Below are 20,326 nucleotides of genomic sequence, written 5' to 3' on the forward strand. Positions count from 1 at the left end.
AAATTGATGATTGTTCACTGTTAATTGATAATTGTTCACTGAATTAAAACCCAACAGCTGCATCATCTCCACGTGGATCAGCACCACCTTCTAATTTTCCGTTTGGCAATACTAAAATAGCATCAACACGACCAATAATTAAGGAGTTTCTTTCTATGATTTCGTATCCAAGTTTCTTTAAATTTACTTTGGTAATGCTATCAAATCCGTTTGGTTCCATTCTAATATTGTCTGGCATCCATTGATGATGAAAACGTGCTTTGTTTACAGATTCTTGCATTCCCATATCATATTCTACCACATTTAAAATATTTTGTAAAACCGAAGTTATTATTGTTGATCCTCCAGGAGTTCCAACCACCATTTTCAATTTTCCGTCTTTTTCTACAATGGTTGGAGTCATAGAACTCAACATTCTTTTTTCTGGCGCAATTGCGTTTGCAGAAGATCCTAATAAACCGTACACATTTGGTACACCTGGTTTTGCAGAAAAATCGTCCATTTCATTATTTAAGAAAAATCCTGCACCTTTTACCAACACTTTAGAGCCGTAACCTGTATTTAATGTTGTGGTTACAGAAACAGCATTTCCGTCTTTATCTACAATAGAATAATGTGTGGTTTCATTACTTTCATATCCTAAAACATTTCCATGAGAAACGTCTGAAGATTTTGTTGCTTTGTCCCACGAAAAAGTACTCATTCTTTCTTTGATATATTTTGGAGCGGTTAAACTATCAATTGGCACATTTACAAAATCAATATCACCTAAAAAATGTGCTCTGTCTGCATACGATCTTCGTTCTGCTTCTGTTAATAATTGAATGTATTTTGTTGAGTTGTGTTTGATGTTTGATAAATCATACGGCTCAATCGATTTTAAAATTTGCGCCAAACAAATTCCGCCACTTGCTGGTAATGTCATCGATGTGATTTTGTATCCTTTGTAATCAAAAACAATGGGTTTACGCCAAATAGCTTTGTAACTTTCCAAATCTTTGTGTGTAATAATTCCGCCCAATTCTTTTTGGTAATCCACAATCAAATCAGCTGTTTTTCCTTTGTAAAATCCATCTCTACCGTTGTCTCTAATACGTTCTAAAGTTTGCGCCAATTCTTCTTGTTGCAACAAATCTCCTTCTTTCCATTCCTTATCAAATAAAATTTTATAATTGTTTGCTTTTTCAAAACGTTTGCGAGTTCCGTTTAATGCATTTGCTTGATTTTTAGTTACTTTAAATCCGTTTCTTGCTAAATCGATTGCTGGTTGAACCAACTCTTTAAAAGGCAAACTTCCATATTTCTTATATACTTCTACAATTCCGGCAACAGAACCAGGAACGCCAGAAGAATGAACTCCAAAACTACTTTTACCGGGAATTACATTCCCTTCCTTATCTAAATACATATCTCGACTTGCAGTTAACGGAGCTTTTTCTCTAAAATCTAAGGCGCCAGATTTTCCATCATGATGACGAAAAACCATAAATCCGCCACCGCCAATATTTCCTGCAACAGGATACACAACTGCTAAAGCTAATTGTGTTGCAATCATTGCGTCATACGCATTTCCGCCTTTTTTTAAAATGTCAGAACCAATTTGAGACGCTTCAACTCTGGCAGAAACTACCATCGCTTGATCAGCAATTAATCCGACAACTTTATTTTCTTTGGTAGTACAATTTGCTAATAGGATTGCAATGAATACTAGTGAAAGTAATTTTTTCATGATGTATTTGATGTTTGATTGAGTTCTTTTAGTTTTTGTTTGGAAAAGATACATAAATCTTCAAAGAAAAGTGTAAAATCTTCTTCAAATTCTTTGTGTAAATTTTGTAAATCTTCTATTGCCAAATGCATTTGAGATTTTTGTTTGGTTCGGTTGTTCATTCCGTTTAGCACTTTCTCAATTCCTTCTAAATATTGATAATTGTACAACCAATTGTGTGCTACCATAAAAGGCAATACGTGTTGTGTTTTTTTTGGAAGAATTTCAAAGTTGTCTTGCAACAAATCATAAAAAGATTGCACAAAAGTAGCTAACGGAATATCTGAATAGTTTGACCAGTTTTTTGCCAAATAATGATCGTAAAAAATATCGATAATTACGCCTTTGTAATGTCTGTACCTTGGATGCAATCTGCGTTTGCTTTTGCGTACAATTTTATGTGCATCGGTAAAGGTGTCTATTTCTCTGTGGAATAAAATTCCTTTTTGAATCTCTGGATGCAAATGGGTAAAATTATTTCCAGGAATATGATCTGCAATAAAATTACCAATTAAAATATTGGTATTATTTTCTGATAAATATAAGTGTGCTAAAAAATTCAACTATTATGTTTTGAAGTTAAAAGTAAACAAAAAAAGGTGTAATATTTCTGTTGAGTGTTTTTTATCTGTAACTTATTGATATGACATTAAGTATGACAAAAACGCCTTTTTATTTTATTATTTTAGATATCTAAAATAAAAACTGCCAATATGACTTTTTTAAGAAAAAATTAACTAAAACTTTGTGTAATTATGATAAAATTAACATTTGGCATAGAGATTGACAAAATTATTATAGAAAATAAAAAAAGTTCTAACCTCCACAGAAAGAACTTTTATTTATTGTAAAGTGGGAATAGAAAAGGATACCACTTTTAGTTTGAGCCAGCGAATATATCCCTAAATTTTCTTCTAGCAAAATTTTTCACTTCCTTTCTCGGTTTTAACTGATTGTCTACCGTTGTTTAATAAAGCGACAGTCAAAGGTAAAATATAATAAATATGCCTATAATAGAAAGAATCTCGTGTAGAGATTTTCCTTTAGAAGATGAAGGAGTAAAAGTAAAAGATGTTCTCAAGTTAATTGAGAAAACAGGTTTTGAAGAAGAACTTTTTAAAGTTTTTGATTTAGAGTCAATTAAAAATGAATTTATAGAAGTTCCGGGAGCTTCAACATTGGTTCATGCTATTTTGAATATAGAAAATAGATTAAAAAAAATTGACATTACTGCTCAATTAAAAGATGTGAAAACGGTTGGTTTTACAGACGAAAATCAAGCTTTACTTGAAATTGCTAATATTGAGAATGAAGAATTATTAAAACTCTTTAGAAAAGATTTAATTGATTTTGAAACAACATATTCTGTTAAAGCTGATTACTTTAATCAACTTTATGATATGAATAAGTATTTGTCTTTTTTACTCAACAAAGAGTACAGGGATATTGTCAATAATAACATTGATATGTTAGAAGAGAAAAATAAAGAAAATGAAGATGAAAAAGTCTTTAAAACTGTCATCGATAATAAAAAAAATAGATACGTTAGAGCTATAGTGTCTAAAAGATATAAAGATTATAACATACCGTTCTCTGTTTTTGTTACTTTAATCCAGTTGCATAGCTTAAATAAAAATAAAAACCTCAGTTTTTCTGTTTCGAAATTTAGCTTAACTGATTCTGAAATCAGAGTAGAATTTAAAAATGAAAAAGAATATGATTTTTTTGACAAATCAAAAGTCTCGTTTTCTTTAGTTTTAACGAATGATGAAATTAAAAGAGATGCTGTTAAGTTAAAAGGATTATTTTCTATAAATTTTGATGATGTTAATGCTTATTTGAATCCTAATGAAGGTAATACAAACATTATGTCATTTAAGCATGGAGTTAAAGTAGATAACGTAAAACAAAAGTTATCATCTTTAGGTTTTGATATTCTTGAATTTGTTAATGGCACTTTGGATGATTTAAAATTTGTAAAGAGAGTTAATACTTCAACGACTATATTAGAAATACAAGACAGGTTAATTCAAAAAGTGGATAATGCCAGGGATAAAAATTTTCTACCATTAAAAGAAGAAGTTAAAAAAAGGCTTTTACTTAAGAAAGTTGATAATTTATTTGATTTATTATCCTTAGTTGATAAAGTAGATGAGGTATTTAGTGATGAATATATTCAAGCACAAGATTACTGGAGGTATAAAGTTTATCAAACATTAGTGAAAAGAGGTAAATAATTTTTGGTATCTATTAAAACAAAAACCACAACTTTTTAGTTGTGGTTTATTTTTAAAAAAGAAGATATAAATTATCTACATCCATTTTTTGCACATGTAATTTTTTCATTAGAATCAACCCAATGACTTGGTTGTTCATTAGTGTTGAATCCACAAGCTGTTGTTCCTCCTTTAGAACCTCTGTGGACTTCGTTTGTTGGTTTGTGTTTTACTGCCATAACATTTTTTTTAAATTAATACTATCGTAAAGTTAATCAATAAATCTGTTTCCAAAAAATTGACTATCAATTATTTATCAACAAAAAACCACAACTTTTTAGTTGTGGTTTTAAATAGTATTTGTGAGATATCTCGATAAGTTCGATATGACATTCGTTTTGTCATTTTGAGCCTGCCTGTTCGGTAGACAGGCGAAATAAAATGAAGTCGAAAAATCTACAAAATGAGATTCCTCCGTTTCAGTCGGAATGACAGTATAGTTAATTGAACGAAGGGGGTTATTAAAAAAAAGCACCGTAATTAAACGATGCTTTTAAATAGTATAAGTGAGATTGCCACTCCCGAGTAATCGGGATCGCAATGACAGTCTTTATTCTCTTTTCTAAAAAGTCTCTATTCTTATGAATTCAACATCACTGGCATTACCAACATCGTAACTTGTTCTCCTTCGTCTGTTCCGTCAATTGGTGTTAAGATTCCGGCTCTGTTTGGTAAAGACATTTCTATCAATACATCGTTAGCGTTTAAGTTGTTTAACATTTCGCTTAAAAAACGAGAGTTAAAGCCTATTTGCATGTCGTCTCCTTGATAATCACAAGACAAACGTTCGTCTGCTTTGTTTGCGTAATCTAAATCTTCTGCAGAAATGTTTAATTCTGTTCCTGCCATTTTTAACCTGATTTGATGTGTAGTTTTACTAGAAAAAATAGAAACTCTACGAACAGAATTTAAAAATGATGCTCTATCAACTGTTAATTTATTTGGATTTTCCTTCGGAATTACCGCTTCGTAATTTGGATATTTTCCGTCGATCAAACGACAAACCAATACAAAATTATCAAAAGTAAACTTTGCATTTGAGTTGTTGTATTCTATAGAAACATCGCTTTCAGAACCGCTTAAAATTCCTTTTAATAAGTTCAATGGTTTTTTTGGCATGATGAATTCTGCACTTTCATTTGCAGTAACATCAGTTCTTGTATATTTTACTAATTTATGTGCATCGGTTGCAACAAATGTTAAACTTTCGGGACTAAACTGAAAAAACACTCCGCTCATTACCGGACGTAAATCATCGTTACCAGCAGCAAAAATGGTTTTAGAAATTGCGTTTGCTAAAATAGCAGACGGAATTACAGTGGTGCTTGGTGCAGCTAAAGAAACGGCTTTAGGAAATTCTTCTCCGCTAAAAAATGCCATGTCGTATTTTCCTTGATCAGAACTAATTTCAATAGCGCTTTCTCCTTCAGTTTTAAACGTTAACGGCTGATCTGGAAATGTTTTTAAGGTGTCTAATAACAAACGCGCAGAAACGGCAATAGAACCTTTAGAATCAGATTCTACTTCTACAACAGCACTCATCGTTGTTTCTAAATCTGATGCAGAAATTTTTAATTCGTTTTTTGATAATTCAAATAAGAAATTATCTAAAATTGGTAATGTATTATTGCTATTGATTACGCCTCCAAGTACTTGAAGTTGTTTTAATAATTGCGAGCTAGATACTATAAATTTCATTGATTTTGTTTTTTTAGGTGAAGACTAAAAGTCAAACACTTCACACTCCGTTTTTCAAAACGGATATGAACTACAAATATATTCTAAATAAGTGATTTTAAAAATATTTTTATCAACAGTTTTTAAGATCAACACAAACGGTTAAGACAAAAGAAACGAGACCGCTTGGCTGTTAGATTTTAGGACTTCTTTTTTATGATTTTTTGTTATTCTAAACAAATAGGTTTTCCTTAAAAAGAGTATTTTTTAGTTGAATGATTCTCCTTTAGTTACAATCAAGTCTTGTGTCTTGCTTCTTTATTCTTGTTTCTTTAAATTAAAGATGATATACTCAAATAAAATGCATCAATAAAAGAAACGTTATAATTATGTTAATGCTTTTTTATGAACGCATACCAAAACATATATATACTATATTTGTTTTGACTACTTTTTGTTAAAAAAATAATTTAGTGTCTCCTTGAGCATTATTGAGAATTGAAATATATTTTAATTTGAAGATAAAAGCGCAGCTTGCGAGAGGTTTTCTTTAGGTCTCGACTGCGCTCGACCAGACATTTTTTATACATGATTATATGAAAAAAAGAATTCTTATTCTATTTCCTTTTTTGTTTTTGTTTATATCAATTCACGCTCAAAAACCACAAAAATTATCTTCAAATCAGATTTATGAAAAGATTCAGAAATTAAATTTTTTAGGATCTGCCTTATATATTGCTGCGCATCCAGATGATGAAAACACACGATTAATTTCCTATTTGGCAAATCACGAAAAAGCGAGAACAGGGTATTTGTCTTTAACGCGTGGCGATGGCGGTCAGAATTTAATCGGTCCAGAAATTAGAGAATTGTTAGGATTGATTAGAACAGAAGAATTATTAGCTGCCAGAAGAATTGACGGTGGAGAACAATTTTTTACCAGAGCAAACGATTTTGGGTATTCTAAAAACCCAAAAGAAACGCTAGAGTTTTGGGAAAAAGACAAAGTGTTAAGCGATGTTGTTTGGGCAATTAGAACTTTTAAACCAGATGTAATTATCAACAGATTTAATCATAGAACTCCAGGAACAACACACGGGCATCACACAACTTCGGCAATGTTAAGTGTAGCGGCTTTTGATTTGGCAAATGATGCAACAAAATACCCAAATCAATTAAAATATACAGAAACTTGGCAGCCAAAACGCTTGTTTTTTAATACATCTTCTTGGTTTTATAATAATCAAAAGGATTTTGAAAAAGCAACAAAAGGAAAATTGACATCTTTTGATGTTGGTGTGTATTATCCGTTAAAAGGATTGTCGAATAACGAAATTGCTGCGTTGGCAAGTAGCCAACATTTGTGCCAAGGTTTTGGTCGATTAACAACTCGTGGAACGCAATTTGAATATCTTGAATTTTTAAAAGGCGATAAACCTAAAGACACTAAAGATATTTTCTCAGGAATTAATACCACTTGGAATCGCATCAAAGGCGGCGGAGAAATTGGTGCAATTTTGTATGATGTAGAAAAGAATTTCGATTTTTCAAATCCGTCGAAACATTTACCAGCATTATTAAATGCCTATGATAAAATTCAGTTGTTAGAAGATGCGCATTGGAGAGAAATCAAACTCAAACAAATCAAAGAAATTATAGAAGCTGCTGCCGGTTTGTATTTAGAAGTTTCTGCAACCAATTCTAGCACAACGCCAAACGGAGAAGTTACGTTAAAAGTTGAAGCTTTAAATAGAAGCGATATCACAACTTTTTTTGATAGTTATCGCATTAAAGAAAATAGAGTTGCCATCGTACGATCGCCAGAAAAACAGTTAGAAAATAATGTTCGTGTAAATATTACCGATAAAATACAATTAAAAAACAAACCCTATTCAGATCCGTATTGGTTGCAAGAAAAAGGAACATTGGGAATGTACACGGTAAAAAATCAGTTGTTAATTGGTAAACCCGAATCTGATAGACCTTTACAAGTTGAATTCAATTTAAATATTTGGGAACACAACATTTCATTTACAAAAAATGTGGTGTACAGATATTCTAGAAGTGATGTTGGAGAAATTTATGAACCTTTTGAAGTATTGCCAGAAGTTACTACAAAATTAAGCAACAAGGTGCTTATTTTTTCTGATAATTCTCCGCAAAAAGTAGCAGTTTTAGTAAGAGCAGGAACAAAAAACGTACGTGGTTTTGTAAGCTTGGAAGTTCCAGCTAATTGGACAATTTTCCCGAACCAGATTCCGTTTTCTATTGCTCAAAAAGGCGATAATGTAACGGTAGATTTTATGGTAACGCCGCCGGTAAATCAATCAGAAGGGATTTTAAAAAGTATCGCAACTATTGATGGTAAAATATACAATAAAGAATTAATCGAAATCAATTATAACCACATTCCGAAACAATCAGTCTTATTAAATTCTGAAGCGAAAGTTGTTCGATTAAATATACAGAAAAACGGAAATTATATTGGTTATATTACTGGCGCTGGCGATGAAATTCCAGAAAGTTTACGCCAAATAGGATATACAGTAATACCGATTGATCCAAATGAAATCAACGAAGAAAATCTGCATAAATTTGATGCTATTGTTTTAGGAGTTAGAGCCTATAATACTGTTGACGCATTAAAGTTTAAGCAAAAATTCTTGCTAGATTATGTAGAAAAAGGCGGAAATATGATTGTGCAATACAATACAGCAGGACGGGGCGGAATTGATGTTGGTGCGCCATTTAAATTGCATATTTCTAGAGATCGAGTGACCGATGAAACTGCCAAAGTTAGTTTGTTGGCAAAAAATCATTCTCTGTTGAATTTTCCAAATAAAATAGAAGCGTCAGATTTTGATGGTTGGGTGCAAGAACGCGGATTGTATTTCCCAGACGAATGGAGTAAACAATTTACACCCATTTTATCGATGCATGATAAAGATGAACCAGCAAGAAATGGAAGTTTGTTAGTGGCAAAACATGGAAAAGGACATTATATTTACACAGGATTAAGCTTTTTTAGAGAATTACCAGCGGGTGTTTCTGGAGCGTATAAACTCTTTGCAAATATGTTGTCTATAGGAAAAGAGAACATACAAAAGCAAACAGAAATAAAAGAATAGTTAGAGTGTCTCTTCGAGCGCAGTAGAGAAGTTTAAAATAGGTCTCGACTGCGCTCGACCAGACAAAATAATATAAGAATATGAATCAGCAAGAAAAACGTCCTTGGAAAAAAATATACAGTGTTGTGTTGATTGCCAACTTTGTATATATCATTCTATTTTATTTTATCACTACTTATTTTTCAAATTAAGCACATAAACTATGGAAATTTTAGACTGGATTGTACTTTCTATAACTTTATTATTTATTGTGATTTTTGGTGCTTATAAAACAAGAAAAAACACAAGCGTACAAGATTATATAAAAGGAGGAAACGACACAAAATGGTGGACAATTGGAGTGTCTGTAATGGCAACTCAAGCAAGTGCAATCACTTTCTTATCAACTCCTGGACAAGCATTTCATAGCGGAATGGGATTTGTACAATTTTATTTCGGTTTGCCAATTGCAATGGTAATTATTTGCTTGGTTTTTATTCCGATTTATCACCGATTAAAAGTCTATACAGCGTACGAATATTTAGAAGGACGCTTCGATTTAAAAACAAGAACTTTAGCCGCCATTTTATTTTTAATTCAACGTGGATTGGCAGCCGGAATTACCATTTTTGCTCCGGCAATTATTTTGTCTGCTGTGTTGGGTTGGGATTTGGTTTCCTTAAATATTATCATCGGAGTTTTGGTGATTATTTACACAGTTTCTGGCGGAACAAAAGCGGTAAATGTGACACAAAAGCAACAGATGTTTATCATTTTTATTGGAATGTTTGTTGCCTTTTTTATGATCATTGACAAATTACCACAAGATATTTCTTTTACAAAAGCTTTGGATATTGCAGGTGCAAGCGGAAAAATGAAAGTACTCGATTTTTCGTTTGATTTATCAAATAGATATACAGTTTGGACAGGTTTTTTGGGTGGAACTTTTTTAATGTTGTCTTATTTTGGTACAGATCAAAGTCAAGTACAACGGTATTTGTCTGGAAAATCAGTAAGAGAAAGTCAGTTAGGATTGTTGTTTAATGGTTTGTTAAAAGTACCAATGCAATTTTTTATTCTGTTAGTTGGTGTGATGGTTTTTGTATTTTATCAATTTAATGCAGCGCCGTTAAATTTTAATCCGAAAGCAAATGAAGCGGTTATCAATTCTAAATATGCTGCTGAATATGCTTCGTTAGAAAATCAATACAAAAAGATTGAGAACGATAAAAAAGCATTGGTTTTAGATGGAGTTCAAGCCAGTGATAAAATTAAAATTAAAGAATTAGAGGTTAAGAGTGTAGCAATTAAAGAACAAGCAAAAGGTGTTATTCATAAAGCAGATGCTTCGGTAGAAACCAATGATAAAGATTACGTTTTTATTCATTTTATTTTAAACAATTTACCAAGAGGATTAATTGGTTTGTTATTGGCGGTGATTTTATCTGCGGCAATGTCATCAACAGCATCAGAATTAAATGCGTTGGCAAGTACAACTGCAATCGATTTATACAAGCGAAATGTAAAAGAAGAAAAATCTGATGAGCATTATGTAAAAGCTTCAAAGTGGTTTACGTTAGGTTGGGGAATTCTCGCCATTTTAGTAGCGTGTGTTGCCAATTTGTTTGATAATTTAATTCAGTTGGTAAATATTATTGGTTCTATTTTTTACGGAAACGTTTTGGGAATATTTTTATTGGCATTTTTCATCAAATTTGTAAAAGGAAACGCCGTATTTATTGCTGCTTTGATAACACAAGCAATTATTATCGGTGTGTTTTTACTAGATTGGTTGCCATATTTATGGTTAAATTTATTGGGTTGTGTTTTGGTGATGGGAATCGCAATTCTTATACAAACTACTCAAAAAAATAAAATGGATGTAGTTACAGTTTAAAATGATACAACTATTCCGTCATTCTAAATTTAATGACAAAAGAAGACAGAATTGTGATCATTCCGATGGAAATAATTGCATCTTCAATTCCCCAAACATCAGCAATGATTCCTGATAAAATAGCGCCAATTGCATAGCCTAAATCGCGCCATAATCTGAAAACACCAATGCTTTCTGCGCGTTGTGTTGGAGTAGTTGTTGCAGCAATTGCGGATAAAAATGTTGGATACACCAACGCAGTTCCAAATCCTAAAATAGCAGCAATAAAAACCAAACTTAAAAAATTGGTTGTGTACACGATAAAAATAATTGCAATTCCTTGCAATAACATTCCCCAAAACAACATCTTCTTTTTAGAATAAAGGTCAGACATTTTTCCTGTAAATAATTGTCCGATTCCCCAAACAGAAGGATACACAGCGGCAACAATTCCAATGCTTTTGGTGTCGAATTGCAAACTGATTAACAAAATGGGCAATAAACCCCAAATCATTCCATCATTTAAATTATTCACCAAACCAGCTTGCGTAATTGCGCTTAAATTTTTATTCTTAAAAGTGGTTTCTAAAAACACATTATCTAACTTTTTTGTGGTATCTATTTTTTGTTCTTGATTCACAAATTTTCGCGTGTCTTTTACAAACAAAATAGATAGCAATAATCCAACAATAGAAATTCCAATTCCGATATAAAAAGGATATGGAGTTATGCCGTATTTCTGCGCTACAATTCCGGTTAAAAATGCCACAATTCCGACTGCAAAATAACCAGCAAATTCGTTAATTCCCATTGCCAAACCTCGGTCTTTTTCGCCGACCAAATCAATCTTCATAACCACAGTACTGCTCCAAGTTAATCCTTGATTGATTCCCAATAAAATATTGGCAAAAATCACCCAATTCCAATGTGCAGCATTCATCAAAATAAAAGGAATGGGAATTGCGAACAACCAACCTAAAATCAATAAGTTTTTTCGTCCGTATTTGTTGGCTAATTTTCCTGTAAAATAATTGGTAATTGCTTTAGTAATTCCGAATGCAATAATAAAAGAAAGAATGGCCGTTTTAGAAGCGATGCCAAACTCGAGTTCTGCAAATTTTGGAAAAATGCTGCGTTCTAAACCAACCATTCCGCCCACAAATGCATTGACAATTACCAAAATGGTAAACTGAACCCAATTTTCTTTTAATCCTAGTGTTGGTTTTTTGTTCATAAAGCTTTTTCGAAAATTCGATATTTTTTGTAAATTTCATGATTCATGCGTTCGTAAGTTGAGCGCATTTGTGTATTTTCTTCCATTGTTAAATGACTGTCCATCACTTTTAAATTTCCTTTTCTGGCAGCATCAAATAAAGCAACTGCCATTAAAGCATCCAAACCAAAATTTCGAATATTTTGTTTTACACAACCCAATAACATATCTAGTTGTATTGCGGTTTTTAACGCTTTTAAAATATGGATAAATCCGAAAGGTAACAATCTTCCGTTGGCTTTTTTAAAACCTTTACTGATGTTTGGCATTGCTACAACAAATGCAACCACAACATCATTTTTATCTTTTACCAGTTTGATGTAATTCGGATTTAACAAGGGTAAAAAACGATCAGAAAATTCTTTTGCTTCTCTATCATCTAAAGGCGCAAACCCGTAAATATCTGTATACGTTTCGTTGATTAAATCGAAGACTGTTTTTACATAAGGTTTTATTTCTGATGATTTTGTAAACGCTACAATTTTAAAACCTCTAGATTGTACGCGTTCTGCAATTTTAAGATAGATTTCCGGTGTTTTTTCTTCTAATTGAATTCGATATTGAAACAAATCGATTTTCTTTTGATAGCCATTCCTTTCTGTGTGAGAAATCATGTATTCAAAACTACAATTGGTAACCATTACTGTCATCGGATCTTCAAATCCTTCCAATAAAAAACCTTGCGGATCTTTATCAGAAAAACCTAACGGACCCACAATGTTGTCCATGTTTTTTTCTTTTCCCCAAATTTCAATGGCTTCAAGTAACTTGTCAAAAACTTCGGCGTCATCATAACATTCTAAATAACAAAAGCGAGCATTTTTTTCATTATTTCCGGTGTTGTAAGCGTGATTGATAATTCCCATAATTCGCCCAACAACTTCATTGTTTTTAGTTGCTAAATACATGATGGTATCGCAATGTTCAAAAGAATGATTTTTCTTTTTATCAAACACTTTAAATTCATCTGTGACTAATGGTGGCAACCATTCTTTGTGGTTTTTATGAATTTTATAAGGTAGTTTTATAAAGGTTCTTAAATCTTTATAGTTTGTAACTTCTCTAAGATGAATCATAAATTTAGTTTGTAAAGATTCTTTTTTTTGAATTGATAATGATACGTAAAATCTGCCAAATACAAGATAATTGGTGCAATTAAAAAACCAGCAATTGTATCAACAGCATAATGTGCTTTTATGTAAACAGTTGATAAAATTAAAAGGAAAGTTATAGGTAAACAGATTTTAAAAAATAACGGCAAGGTTTTTCTAGCTATTAACAAAATTACTACGGTAACACCAACATGTGAACTCGGAAAAGCACCCGTTGGTTGTTCTGCATTAGCTTGAATTATATGCATTATTTTTTGAAAAATAAAGCCGTTTGTTGGAACAGCTCTTTCTGATATATCGAAATAAAATTGTGGTCCTGCAGAAGGAAATAATGCGAAAATAAAATAGAAGCATAATAACGAGAAAGTGACTTTATATATGCTTTCAATGAATGATTTTTTTCTTTTAAAATACATGATAAGTACAAATCCTAAAATGATAAAATAAAATGAAAAATACCCGAAATACATTAATTCTGTAACAAATGAATTTGAGAAATATTTTACAAATTCTAGACTTGGCTGAAAACCAAAAATCCACTCATCTAATTGAATGAATAATGGATCTAAATTATTAAAAAATAGTTTGTTGTAATGTACCGTTTCTGTGTAAAAATAACCTGCAAATAAAACTGGATAGCTATTTCTAAACAATGTAAATAATGCAGATTTCACAATCGGATTTAAAAAAATAAAACCCAAACTTATTGCAGAAATAATTCCTCTAATTACTAATAATTCAGCTACATTTTCGGTTTGATTCCAAGAGCAAACTAATAAAATGCTTGTAATTAAAAGAAAACCTAAAAAAAGGAAATCTATGCGTTTTAGTTTCATTTATTTTTTTTAATGTCTAGAAAAATATTTTTTACAAAAAGGGATATTTATTATTTCAATAAATATACTAAAACAAGCAAGTAAAAGTTTATACTCTTTAATAATATTTTTTTTTTCTTAAATAATTAAAAATAACACCAAAAATAGCTAACAAAACTAAAGGTAAAACAACATTAAAAAACTGCCAGAAAGAACGTTCTTCAAAAGCTTTTTGTTTGTTCAATAGATTAATTTTAAGTGATTTATTTCTTAGGTTGATTAAGCCATCATCATCTAATAAATAATCTACTGCATTTAATAAAAACTCTTTGTTTCCAAAGGTTTCTTGTGTCCACTTATCGGTTGATAAATCGTAGGGCTGGTTTTTTAAAACTTGATTTTTTGCGATATCTCCATCAGCAATTACAACCATTTTATTCGGAGTACTTTCCTTTTTATAAAGCGATGTTTTAAAAGGTTTAATTCGGTCTTTATAAGCAGATTTAAAATCGCCTTCTAACAACACGGCAGTTAATTGTTTTCCGCTTTTATATTCGTTTGGATTTTGGTTATTAGCAATGCTTTTTAATTCTACAAAATTTGGTGTTCCCATTTTTGCAGATAATAATGATGTTGCTAATAAAGGCGTTTTTTTAATATTGTTTTTTAACGTGTCAATTTGAGTTGTAAACTGTAAACGAACTGGACGAATATTTTTTGTAATCGGATGATTTGGATTTCCGTTTACCAACGGATGAAAATCCCAAGGTAAATATTGAAACTGCGTTTTGTTGCCAACATTTCCGGTTGCTAACGGAATTTTAGCAGCATACATATCTTTAATAATTGTGGTGTTAATTCTCACTCCGTACGCAAATAATAAATCGGTTAAATTTAAATCTCTTGGATACGCAAGCATTTTTCCTGTTTGCAATAAACTGTCTTGATCTGCTTGCACATTGTCAATCATCCACAATGTTTTTCCGCCATTTGTAATAAATTGATCGAGCGTTAATTTTTCATTATCAGAAAATTTAATGGTTGGTTTTGCAATAATTGCCAAATCGAAACTCGTTAAATCTTTTAATGTTTTTTGTGGATTTGTCAACACAGAATCCAACGTAAATTTCGCCAAACTATATTTGGATGCAACGTCTTTTAGAAAGCTATATACATAAATATCTTCTAATTCTCCATTTCCAGAGATAACAGCGATTTTTTGTTTACTTTTTCGGTTGATGTTTTTAATGGCACTGGCGAAAGAAAATTCTAAGTTTTCAACCGCGTTTTGCAATTGTTCGTCTTGTGAATTTGCGTTAGAACTCGGCAATAAATTTACCAAATTGGTTTTATTTTGATAGGAAATTTCTGCCCAAGGAAATATAATTGCTTCCGATAATTTCCCGTCTTCTTCAACAGTTAATCTACTTGGAGTCAATCCTTTTTTGATTAATTCTTCTCTAAACGTATCTGGATTGATAAACTGAATTCTAATATTAGAATTTACCGCTCTTAATTCTTCTAAAAACTGTTTTGTTTCAATTTGTAAACGCTTAAATTCCGCAGGAAAATCACCTTCTAAATACACTTTTACATTTAAAACATTGTCAACAGAATGTACAATAGATTTTGTTGTGTTTGTAAGCGTGTAGCGTTTGTCTTGCGTTAAATCGAAACGTTTGTAATATTGATTTCCGAAGAAGTTTATCAACAGTAAACCAAGTACTAATTTTGCGATAAATTTTAAATTCTTAGACATTACGTAACTGATTTTTAGTTAGTAATAAAAAGAAAACGCTGACAGAAATAAAGTACAAAACATCTCTGGTGTCAATCACTCCGCGACTGATACTTTTAAAATGTTCGTTGATTCCTAATAACTGAATGGTATAACTATTGGATGGAAAGATTCCTGCAATGGCATCAAATCCGTAGAATAAAAAGAACGTGATAAAAACGCCTAAAATAAATGCTACAATTTGATTTTTAGAAAATGTTGAGGTAAATAATCCAACAGAAGTGTAGGTTGCGGCTAAAAATAACAAACCAATGTACGAACCAATGGTGCTTCCTAAATCGATATTTCCAACTGGATTTCCTAACTGAATAATTGTATACACATAGGTCAATGTTGGCGCTAAAGCAACCACAATTAATAGGAGCGAAGCAGTAAATTTGCCCAATACAATTTGCCAATCAGAAATTGGTTTTGTTCGCAGTGTTTCTATGGTTCCTGCATTTAATTCGTCGGCAAAACTTTTCATTGTTATTGCCGGAATTAAGAATAATAAAATCCAAGGTGCTAATAAAAAGAAGCTATTTAAATCTGCAAAACCAGCATTTAAAATATTGGTATCGTCTTTAAAAACCCATAAAAACAATCCGTTTACCAACAAGAAAACTCCGATTACTAAATAAGCAATTGGCGAAGCAAAAAATAAATTGAATTCTTTTCTAAGGATTGGAAACATATTATTGATTTATTTCGAGACGAAAAATACGATTATTTTCAAAACCTTCATCTCTTCTTTTTGGTTGAAAAACAAAATGGTGTTTCTCTAACAACGCAATTGATGCTTTATTATTTTGATGCGTAAATGCTTCTATTATTTTTAATTGCAAGGTAGCTTTTCCAAACTTTAAAACGACTTGCATCGCTTCATTCATAAAACCTTTTCGATGAAATGTTGGATGTAATTCGTACCCAATTTCTGCATAATTATCATCCAACGAAATTTTATGAAATACAATTGTTCCGATCACTTGGTTGGTTTCGTTGAGTTCCATTGTCCAAAAAATACGATTTTCTTTTTTAAATTCTTGCTGACAAACAGCAATAAACTCAGTTGCTTCTTCAGTATTTTTAGGTGTTTTTCTAGTGATTAATTTGTTGATTTCTGTATTAGATCTCAGTTTAAAAACAGCATCAGCATCATCATCATTTAATTGTCTTAACAACAATCGTTCTGTGTTTATTTCTGGAAAATCTGTAAAAGAAAATGACTTCATTAATAACTGTTCATTCTTAATTGATAACTAATAACTGAAAATAGATAACTGATAATTGTTTACGGTAAACTCATCGTTTTATCAACACTCCACGCCTCTGGTTTTGTATTAAATAAAGCTTTGGTTTTTGCCCAAACGACTTTAAACAACTCAGAATTTCTGTAATTCTCTAAATCTTGTTCGGTTTCCCAATAACTATACGTAAAGAAAATACTTGGATCCTTTTTATCGCGATACAATTCTAATAATTGACAACCGTTATTGCTTCTTATTTTTTCTTTTTTGCTTTCAAAAATCTCTAAAAATACCGTTACATTTTCTTCGTGAAACCCCATTTTTACAATTCTAACAAACATTTTTATTTTTTGAAAATTAATAAAATTCTACCATTACAGTATCTCTGTAATCTAAACCTAACAAAGAAGAAGCGCCACCAACGCTATTTAAATTACTTCTGTAAATAGCAATTTCTAAAAATCCGGCTGAATTAAAAATAGCTAATCTTTCACCATCATAATGATTTCTATTTTCATCAATTTCGTAATTGACAATATCATTGTATTTATTGTTGATTTTATCAAAAGTATAACGTCTTGCAATTACTCTGTGATTTCTTCCTTTGCCAATTTCTGTAAAAAGTTTTTCGCTAATATTGCTGATGACATTTCCGTAGTTATCAATATAAATGACGCTTCCAATAATCTGAGTTTCATTTGAATTGATTTTAGGCTGAATTTCAGTCATTTTTTTATAGGTCTGAATCTCTTTTCCGATGACGCCTAAACTTCCGCCACGAGCGATAAAACAAGCAACTTGAACAAAAACATCTAACACAGGGAAACTACTTTCTACACGATCGTGAATGTTGATTTCTACAATTTGTGTTGGATTGATTTCTGAAGCAATCATAGAAATGATTCCGTTGTCTGGACAAATAAAATAATGATTGTCTAGTAAAATTGCAATGTGTTTGTTTTCTGGACTCAACTCCGCATCTACACCCACAATATGAATGCTTTTATCAGGAAAACTTTTATAAGAATTTTTTAAAATATACGCAGTTTCTGTAATGCTAAACGGAGTAATTTCGTGGGTAATGTCTACAATTCTAGCATCGGGCAATTCTGAGTAGATCGCACCTTTTACAGCACCTACAAAATGATCTTTAGTTCCGAAATCTGTTGTTAAAGTTATTAAAGACATGTAAAAATCACCTGTTGATTAGTTGTTTAAAAAAACATAAAAATTTTACACAAAGCTAATCAATTCTAATTTTTTATCCGTAATTTTCTTGTATAAAAAGTAGATAGATTTTATCTCATTTTATTTTATGTAATTAATTTCAATTCACAGATTGTTAACCTATTAAAATAGAATCATTTGACAGAAAGAATTATTGAGCTAACAGACATCAATCCAAAAGATTTTTTTGGAACTCAAAACAGCACCATTGCACAATTAAAAAAACACTTCCCAAAAATAAAAATTGTTGCTAGAGGAAATAATCTAAAAATTTACGGAGAATCAGATATTCTAGACGAATTCGAAAAACGGATGGAAATGCTGATGAAGTATTTTAACAAATACAACAAACTAGACGAAAACAGTATTGAGCGCATTTTAACTTCTACAGGAAAAGAAGAAAGAACAGACGCTGCTGCAAAAGAAGTTTTGGTGCACGGAGTAAATGGTAAATTGATAAAAGCTCAAACAGAGAATCAACGCAAAATGGTTTCTTTGATGCAAAAAAACGACATGCTTTTTGCTGTTGGTCCAGCTGGAACAGGAAAAACATATACTGCAGTTGCATTGGCTGTAAAAGCGTTGAAAGAAAAAGAAGTACGTAGAATTATTTTAACAAGACCAGCGGTAGAATCTGGTGAGAATTTAGGTTTTTTACCTGGAGATTTAAAAGAAAAATTAGATCCGTATATGCAACCTTTATACGATGCTTTACGCGATATGCTTCCGCATGAAAGATTAGAATCGTATTTAGAAAAAGGAGTCATTCAAATAGCACCATTAGCATTTATGCGCGGAAGAACATTAGACAATGCGTTTGTTATTTTAGACGAAGCGCAAAATACAACGCACAATCAAATGAAAATGTTTTTAACCAGAATGGGAAAACATGCTAAGTTTGTGATTAATGGAGATCCTGGGCAAATAGATTTACCAAGAAGACAAGTTTCTGGTTTAAAAGAATCGTTGTTGGCATTAAAAGATATTGAAGGAATTGCGCAAGTGTATTTAGATGATAAAGATGTAATTCGTCATCGATTGGTAAAAAGTATTATAAAAGCGTATAAAAGCATAGAAACTGAATAGTTTTTTGTTGTTCATAAAAAGTCTTTAGTTTACTTTTGCAGGCAACAACAATACCACAATTAATGAATACAATTAACGAAACCAACTTTAATTTTCCGAAACAGAAATCTGTTTACAAAGGAAAAGTTAGAGAAGTTTATAATATAAATGACGAAGTATTGGTCATGATTGCTTCCGATAGATTGTCAGCTTTTGATGTCATTCTTCCACGTCAAATTCCGTTTAAAGGACAAATTTTAAATCAGATTGCAACAAAAATGATGCACGAAACTGCTGATATTGTTCCAAATTGGTTGGTAGCAACTCCAGATGAAAACGTTGCCATTGGTCATTTGTGTGAGCCATTTAAAGTAGAAATGGTCATTCGAGGTTATTTATCTGGTCATGCAGCTAGAGAATACAAAGCAGGAAAAAGAATGCTTTGCGGAGTAGCAATGCCAGAAGGAATGAAAGAAAATGACAAATTTCCAACGCCAATTATTACACCATCAACAAAAGCAGAAAATGGCGAGCACGACGAAGACATTTCTCGTGAAAACATTTTAGCCAACAATATTGTTTCTGAAGAAGATTATTTGGTTTTAGAAGATTATACCCGTAAATTGTTTGCCAGAGGAACAGAAATTGCTGCAAAACGCGGTTTAATTTTGGTAGATACCAAATACGAATTTGGTAAAACAAAAGAGGGTAAAATTGTGTTGATTGATGAAATTCACACGCCAGATTCTTCTCGTTATTTTTATGCTGACGGATATGAAGAGCGTCAAGAAAAAGGAGAAAATCAAAAACAATTATCAAAAGAATTTGTGCGTCAGTGGTTGATAGAAAATGGATTTCAAGGAAAAGACGGACAGCAAATTCCAGCAATGTCTGATGAAAAAATTATAGAAATATCAAATAGATATATAGAATTGTATGAGCAAATTACAGGCGAAAAATTTGTAAAAGCAACTACAGAAAATGTATTAGAAAGAATTCATAAAAATGTAACGGAGTTTTTAACTGCGTAATTAAAAAATAAAAACCTCTCGACTCCGCTCGAGGAGACATTTATTTGTCAGTTCAAGCGGAGTCGAGAACTACTT

17 protein-coding genes are annotated in these 20,326 nt (G+C 31.5%); 5 read left to right on the forward strand and 12 right to left on the reverse strand.

Translation table 11 applies throughout. The annotated features are described in order from the left end of the window. Positions 1-43: 43 nt before the first annotated feature. Positions 44-1,729, reverse strand: coding sequence for a gamma-glutamyltransferase (ggt, locus tag KCTC32516_RS08350; protein ID WP_301399958.1), 1,686 nt, complete (start codon positions 1,727-1,729; stop codon positions 44-46). Then, complete coding sequence (locus KCTC32516_RS08355; protein WP_301399959.1) at positions 1,726-2,331, reverse strand: acyl carrier protein phosphodiesterase; 606 nt, start codon at positions 2,329-2,331, stop codon at positions 1,726-1,728. The genes ggt and KCTC32516_RS08355 overlap by 4 nt, the downstream gene beginning before the upstream one ends. A gap of 441 nt (positions 2,332-2,772) precedes the next feature. On the opposite strand from KCTC32516_RS08355, the gene KCTC32516_RS08360 reads away from it, so the two are divergent. Then, a complete protein-coding gene (locus KCTC32516_RS08360; RefSeq protein ID WP_301399960.1) occupies positions 2,773-4,005 on the forward strand; it encodes a hypothetical protein in 1,233 nt (410 codons plus the stop codon). Positions 4,006-4,076: 71 nt separating this feature from the next. Here KCTC32516_RS08360 and KCTC32516_RS08365 read toward each other — a convergent pair whose 3' ends face one another. Together KCTC32516_RS08365 and dnaN are read right to left on the reverse strand one after the other, a co-directional pair. Beyond that, on the reverse strand, positions 4,077-4,223 hold the full coding sequence (locus tag KCTC32516_RS08365; RefSeq protein ID WP_301399961.1) for a hypothetical protein: 147 nt from the start codon (positions 4,221-4,223) through the stop codon (positions 4,077-4,079). 400 nt (positions 4,224-4,623) lie between these two features. Beyond that, positions 4,624-5,742 carry a DNA polymerase III subunit beta gene (gene dnaN, locus KCTC32516_RS08370; RefSeq protein WP_301399962.1) on the reverse strand — a complete coding sequence of 373 codons (1,119 nt, stop codon included), beginning with the start codon at positions 5,740-5,742 and terminating at the stop codon, positions 4,624-4,626. A gap of 575 nt (positions 5,743-6,317) precedes the next feature. On the opposite strand from dnaN, the gene KCTC32516_RS08375 reads away from it, so the two are divergent. After that, positions 6,318-8,849, forward strand: a complete 2,532-nt coding sequence (locus tag KCTC32516_RS08375; RefSeq protein ID WP_301399963.1) for a PIG-L family deacetylase — start codon at positions 6,318-6,320, stop codon at positions 8,847-8,849. Between the two features lie 202 nt (positions 8,850-9,051). After that, positions 9,052-10,725, forward strand: a complete 1,674-nt coding sequence (locus KCTC32516_RS08380; protein WP_301399964.1) for a sodium:solute symporter family protein — start codon at positions 9,052-9,054, stop codon at positions 10,723-10,725. A 10-nt stretch (positions 10,726-10,735) separates the two neighbouring features. On the opposite strand, the gene KCTC32516_RS08385 is transcribed toward KCTC32516_RS08380, so the two are convergent. The 8 genes from KCTC32516_RS08385 to KCTC32516_RS08420 form a co-directional block, all read right to left on the reverse strand. After that, the gene (locus KCTC32516_RS08385; protein ID WP_301399966.1) at positions 10,736-11,938 is read right to left on the reverse strand and encodes an MFS transporter; all 1,203 of its coding nucleotides are present in this window, start codon (positions 11,936-11,938) and stop codon (positions 10,736-10,738) included. Next, positions 11,935-13,053 carry a hypothetical protein gene (locus KCTC32516_RS08390; protein ID WP_301399967.1) on the reverse strand — a complete coding sequence of 373 codons (1,119 nt, stop codon included), beginning with the start codon at positions 13,051-13,053 and terminating at the stop codon, positions 11,935-11,937. The genes KCTC32516_RS08385 and KCTC32516_RS08390 overlap by 4 nt, the downstream gene beginning before the upstream one ends. Continuing rightward, the gene (locus tag KCTC32516_RS08395; RefSeq protein WP_301399968.1) at positions 13,050-13,925 is read right to left on the reverse strand and encodes a phosphatase PAP2 family protein; all 876 of its coding nucleotides are present in this window, start codon (positions 13,923-13,925) and stop codon (positions 13,050-13,052) included. Before KCTC32516_RS08395 ends, KCTC32516_RS08390 begins: the two co-directional genes overlap by 4 nt. A gap of 97 nt (positions 13,926-14,022) precedes the next feature. Next, the gene (gldG, locus tag KCTC32516_RS08400; protein ID WP_301399969.1) at positions 14,023-15,663 is read right to left on the reverse strand and encodes a gliding motility-associated ABC transporter substrate-binding protein GldG; all 1,641 of its coding nucleotides are present in this window, start codon (positions 15,661-15,663) and stop codon (positions 14,023-14,025) included. Further along, positions 15,656-16,375 (reverse strand): gliding motility-associated ABC transporter permease subunit GldF, encoded by a 720-nt coding sequence (gldF, locus tag KCTC32516_RS08405; protein WP_301399970.1) that lies wholly within the window; start codon positions 16,373-16,375, stop codon positions 15,656-15,658. The genes gldG and gldF overlap by 8 nt, the downstream gene beginning before the upstream one ends. A gap of 1 nt (position 16,376) precedes the next feature. Continuing rightward, positions 16,377-16,913, reverse strand: coding sequence for a GNAT family N-acetyltransferase (locus KCTC32516_RS08410; RefSeq protein ID WP_301399971.1), 537 nt, complete (start codon positions 16,911-16,913; stop codon positions 16,377-16,379). Positions 16,914-16,972: 59 nt separating this feature from the next. Beyond that, positions 16,973-17,269, reverse strand: a complete 297-nt coding sequence (locus KCTC32516_RS08415) for a putative quinol monooxygenase (protein ID WP_301399972.1) — start codon at positions 17,267-17,269, stop codon at positions 16,973-16,975. A 16-nt stretch (positions 17,270-17,285) separates the two neighbouring features. Continuing rightward, the gene (locus KCTC32516_RS08420) at positions 17,286-18,116 is read right to left on the reverse strand and encodes an SAM hydrolase/SAM-dependent halogenase family protein (protein WP_301399973.1); all 831 of its coding nucleotides are present in this window, start codon (positions 18,114-18,116) and stop codon (positions 17,286-17,288) included. A gap of 177 nt (positions 18,117-18,293) precedes the next feature. Here KCTC32516_RS08420 and KCTC32516_RS08425 point away from each other — a divergent pair, with 177 nt between their 5' ends. After that, complete coding sequence (locus KCTC32516_RS08425) at positions 18,294-19,241, forward strand: PhoH family protein (RefSeq protein ID WP_301399974.1); 948 nt, start codon at positions 18,294-18,296, stop codon at positions 19,239-19,241. Positions 19,242-19,303: 62 nt separating this feature from the next. Then, entirely contained in the window at positions 19,304-20,251 is a 948-nt protein-coding gene (locus KCTC32516_RS08430; RefSeq protein ID WP_301399975.1) for a phosphoribosylaminoimidazolesuccinocarboxamide synthase, read from the forward strand. Positions 20,252-20,326 lie beyond the last annotated feature (75 nt).

Source organism: Polaribacter huanghezhanensis (assembly GCF_030444335.1).
Taxonomy (GTDB): Bacteria; Bacteroidota; Bacteroidia; order Flavobacteriales; family Flavobacteriaceae; genus Polaribacter; species Polaribacter huanghezhanensis.

Bases quoted from the DNA above. Each gene is read 5' to 3' on its own strand.
- ggt (WP_301399958.1), bottom strand. From the start codon at position 1,729: ATGAAAAAATTACTTTCACTAGTATTCATTGCAATCCTATTAGCAAAT.
- KCTC32516_RS08360 (WP_301399960.1), top strand. From the start codon at position 2,773: ATGCCTATAATAGAAAGAATCTCGTGTAGAGATTTTCCTTTAGAAGAT.
- KCTC32516_RS08365 (WP_301399961.1), bottom strand. From the start codon at position 4,223: ATGGCAGTAAAACACAAACCAACAAACGAAGTCCACAGAGGTTCTAAA.
- dnaN (WP_301399962.1), bottom strand. From the start codon at position 5,742: ATGAAATTTATAGTATCTAGCTCGCAATTATTAAAACAACTTCAAGTA.
- KCTC32516_RS08375 (WP_301399963.1), top strand. From the start codon at position 6,318: ATGAAAAAAAGAATTCTTATTCTATTTCCTTTTTTGTTTTTGTTTATA.
- KCTC32516_RS08380 (WP_301399964.1), top strand. From the start codon at position 9,052: ATGGAAATTTTAGACTGGATTGTACTTTCTATAACTTTATTATTTATT.
- KCTC32516_RS08385 (WP_301399966.1), bottom strand. From the start codon at position 11,938: ATGAACAAAAAACCAACACTAGGATTAAAAGAAAATTGGGTTCAGTTT.
- KCTC32516_RS08390 (WP_301399967.1), bottom strand. From the start codon at position 13,053: ATGATTCATCTTAGAGAAGTTACAAACTATAAAGATTTAAGAACCTTT.
- KCTC32516_RS08395 (WP_301399968.1), bottom strand. From the start codon at position 13,925: ATGAAACTAAAACGCATAGATTTCCTTTTTTTAGGTTTTCTTTTAATT.
- gldG (WP_301399969.1), bottom strand. From the start codon at position 15,663: ATGTCTAAGAATTTAAAATTTATCGCAAAATTAGTACTTGGTTTACTG.
- gldF (WP_301399970.1), bottom strand. From the start codon at position 16,375: ATGTTTCCAATCCTTAGAAAAGAATTCAATTTATTTTTTGCTTCGCCA.
- KCTC32516_RS08410 (WP_301399971.1), bottom strand. From the start codon at position 16,913: ATGAAGTCATTTTCTTTTACAGATTTTCCAGAAATAAACACAGAACGA.
- KCTC32516_RS08415 (WP_301399972.1), bottom strand. From the start codon at position 17,269: ATGTTTGTTAGAATTGTAAAAATGGGGTTTCACGAAGAAAATGTAACG.
- KCTC32516_RS08420 (WP_301399973.1), bottom strand. From the start codon at position 18,116: ATGTCTTTAATAACTTTAACAACAGATTTCGGAACTAAAGATCATTTT.
- KCTC32516_RS08430 (WP_301399975.1), top strand. From the start codon at position 19,304: ATGAATACAATTAACGAAACCAACTTTAATTTTCCGAAACAGAAATCT.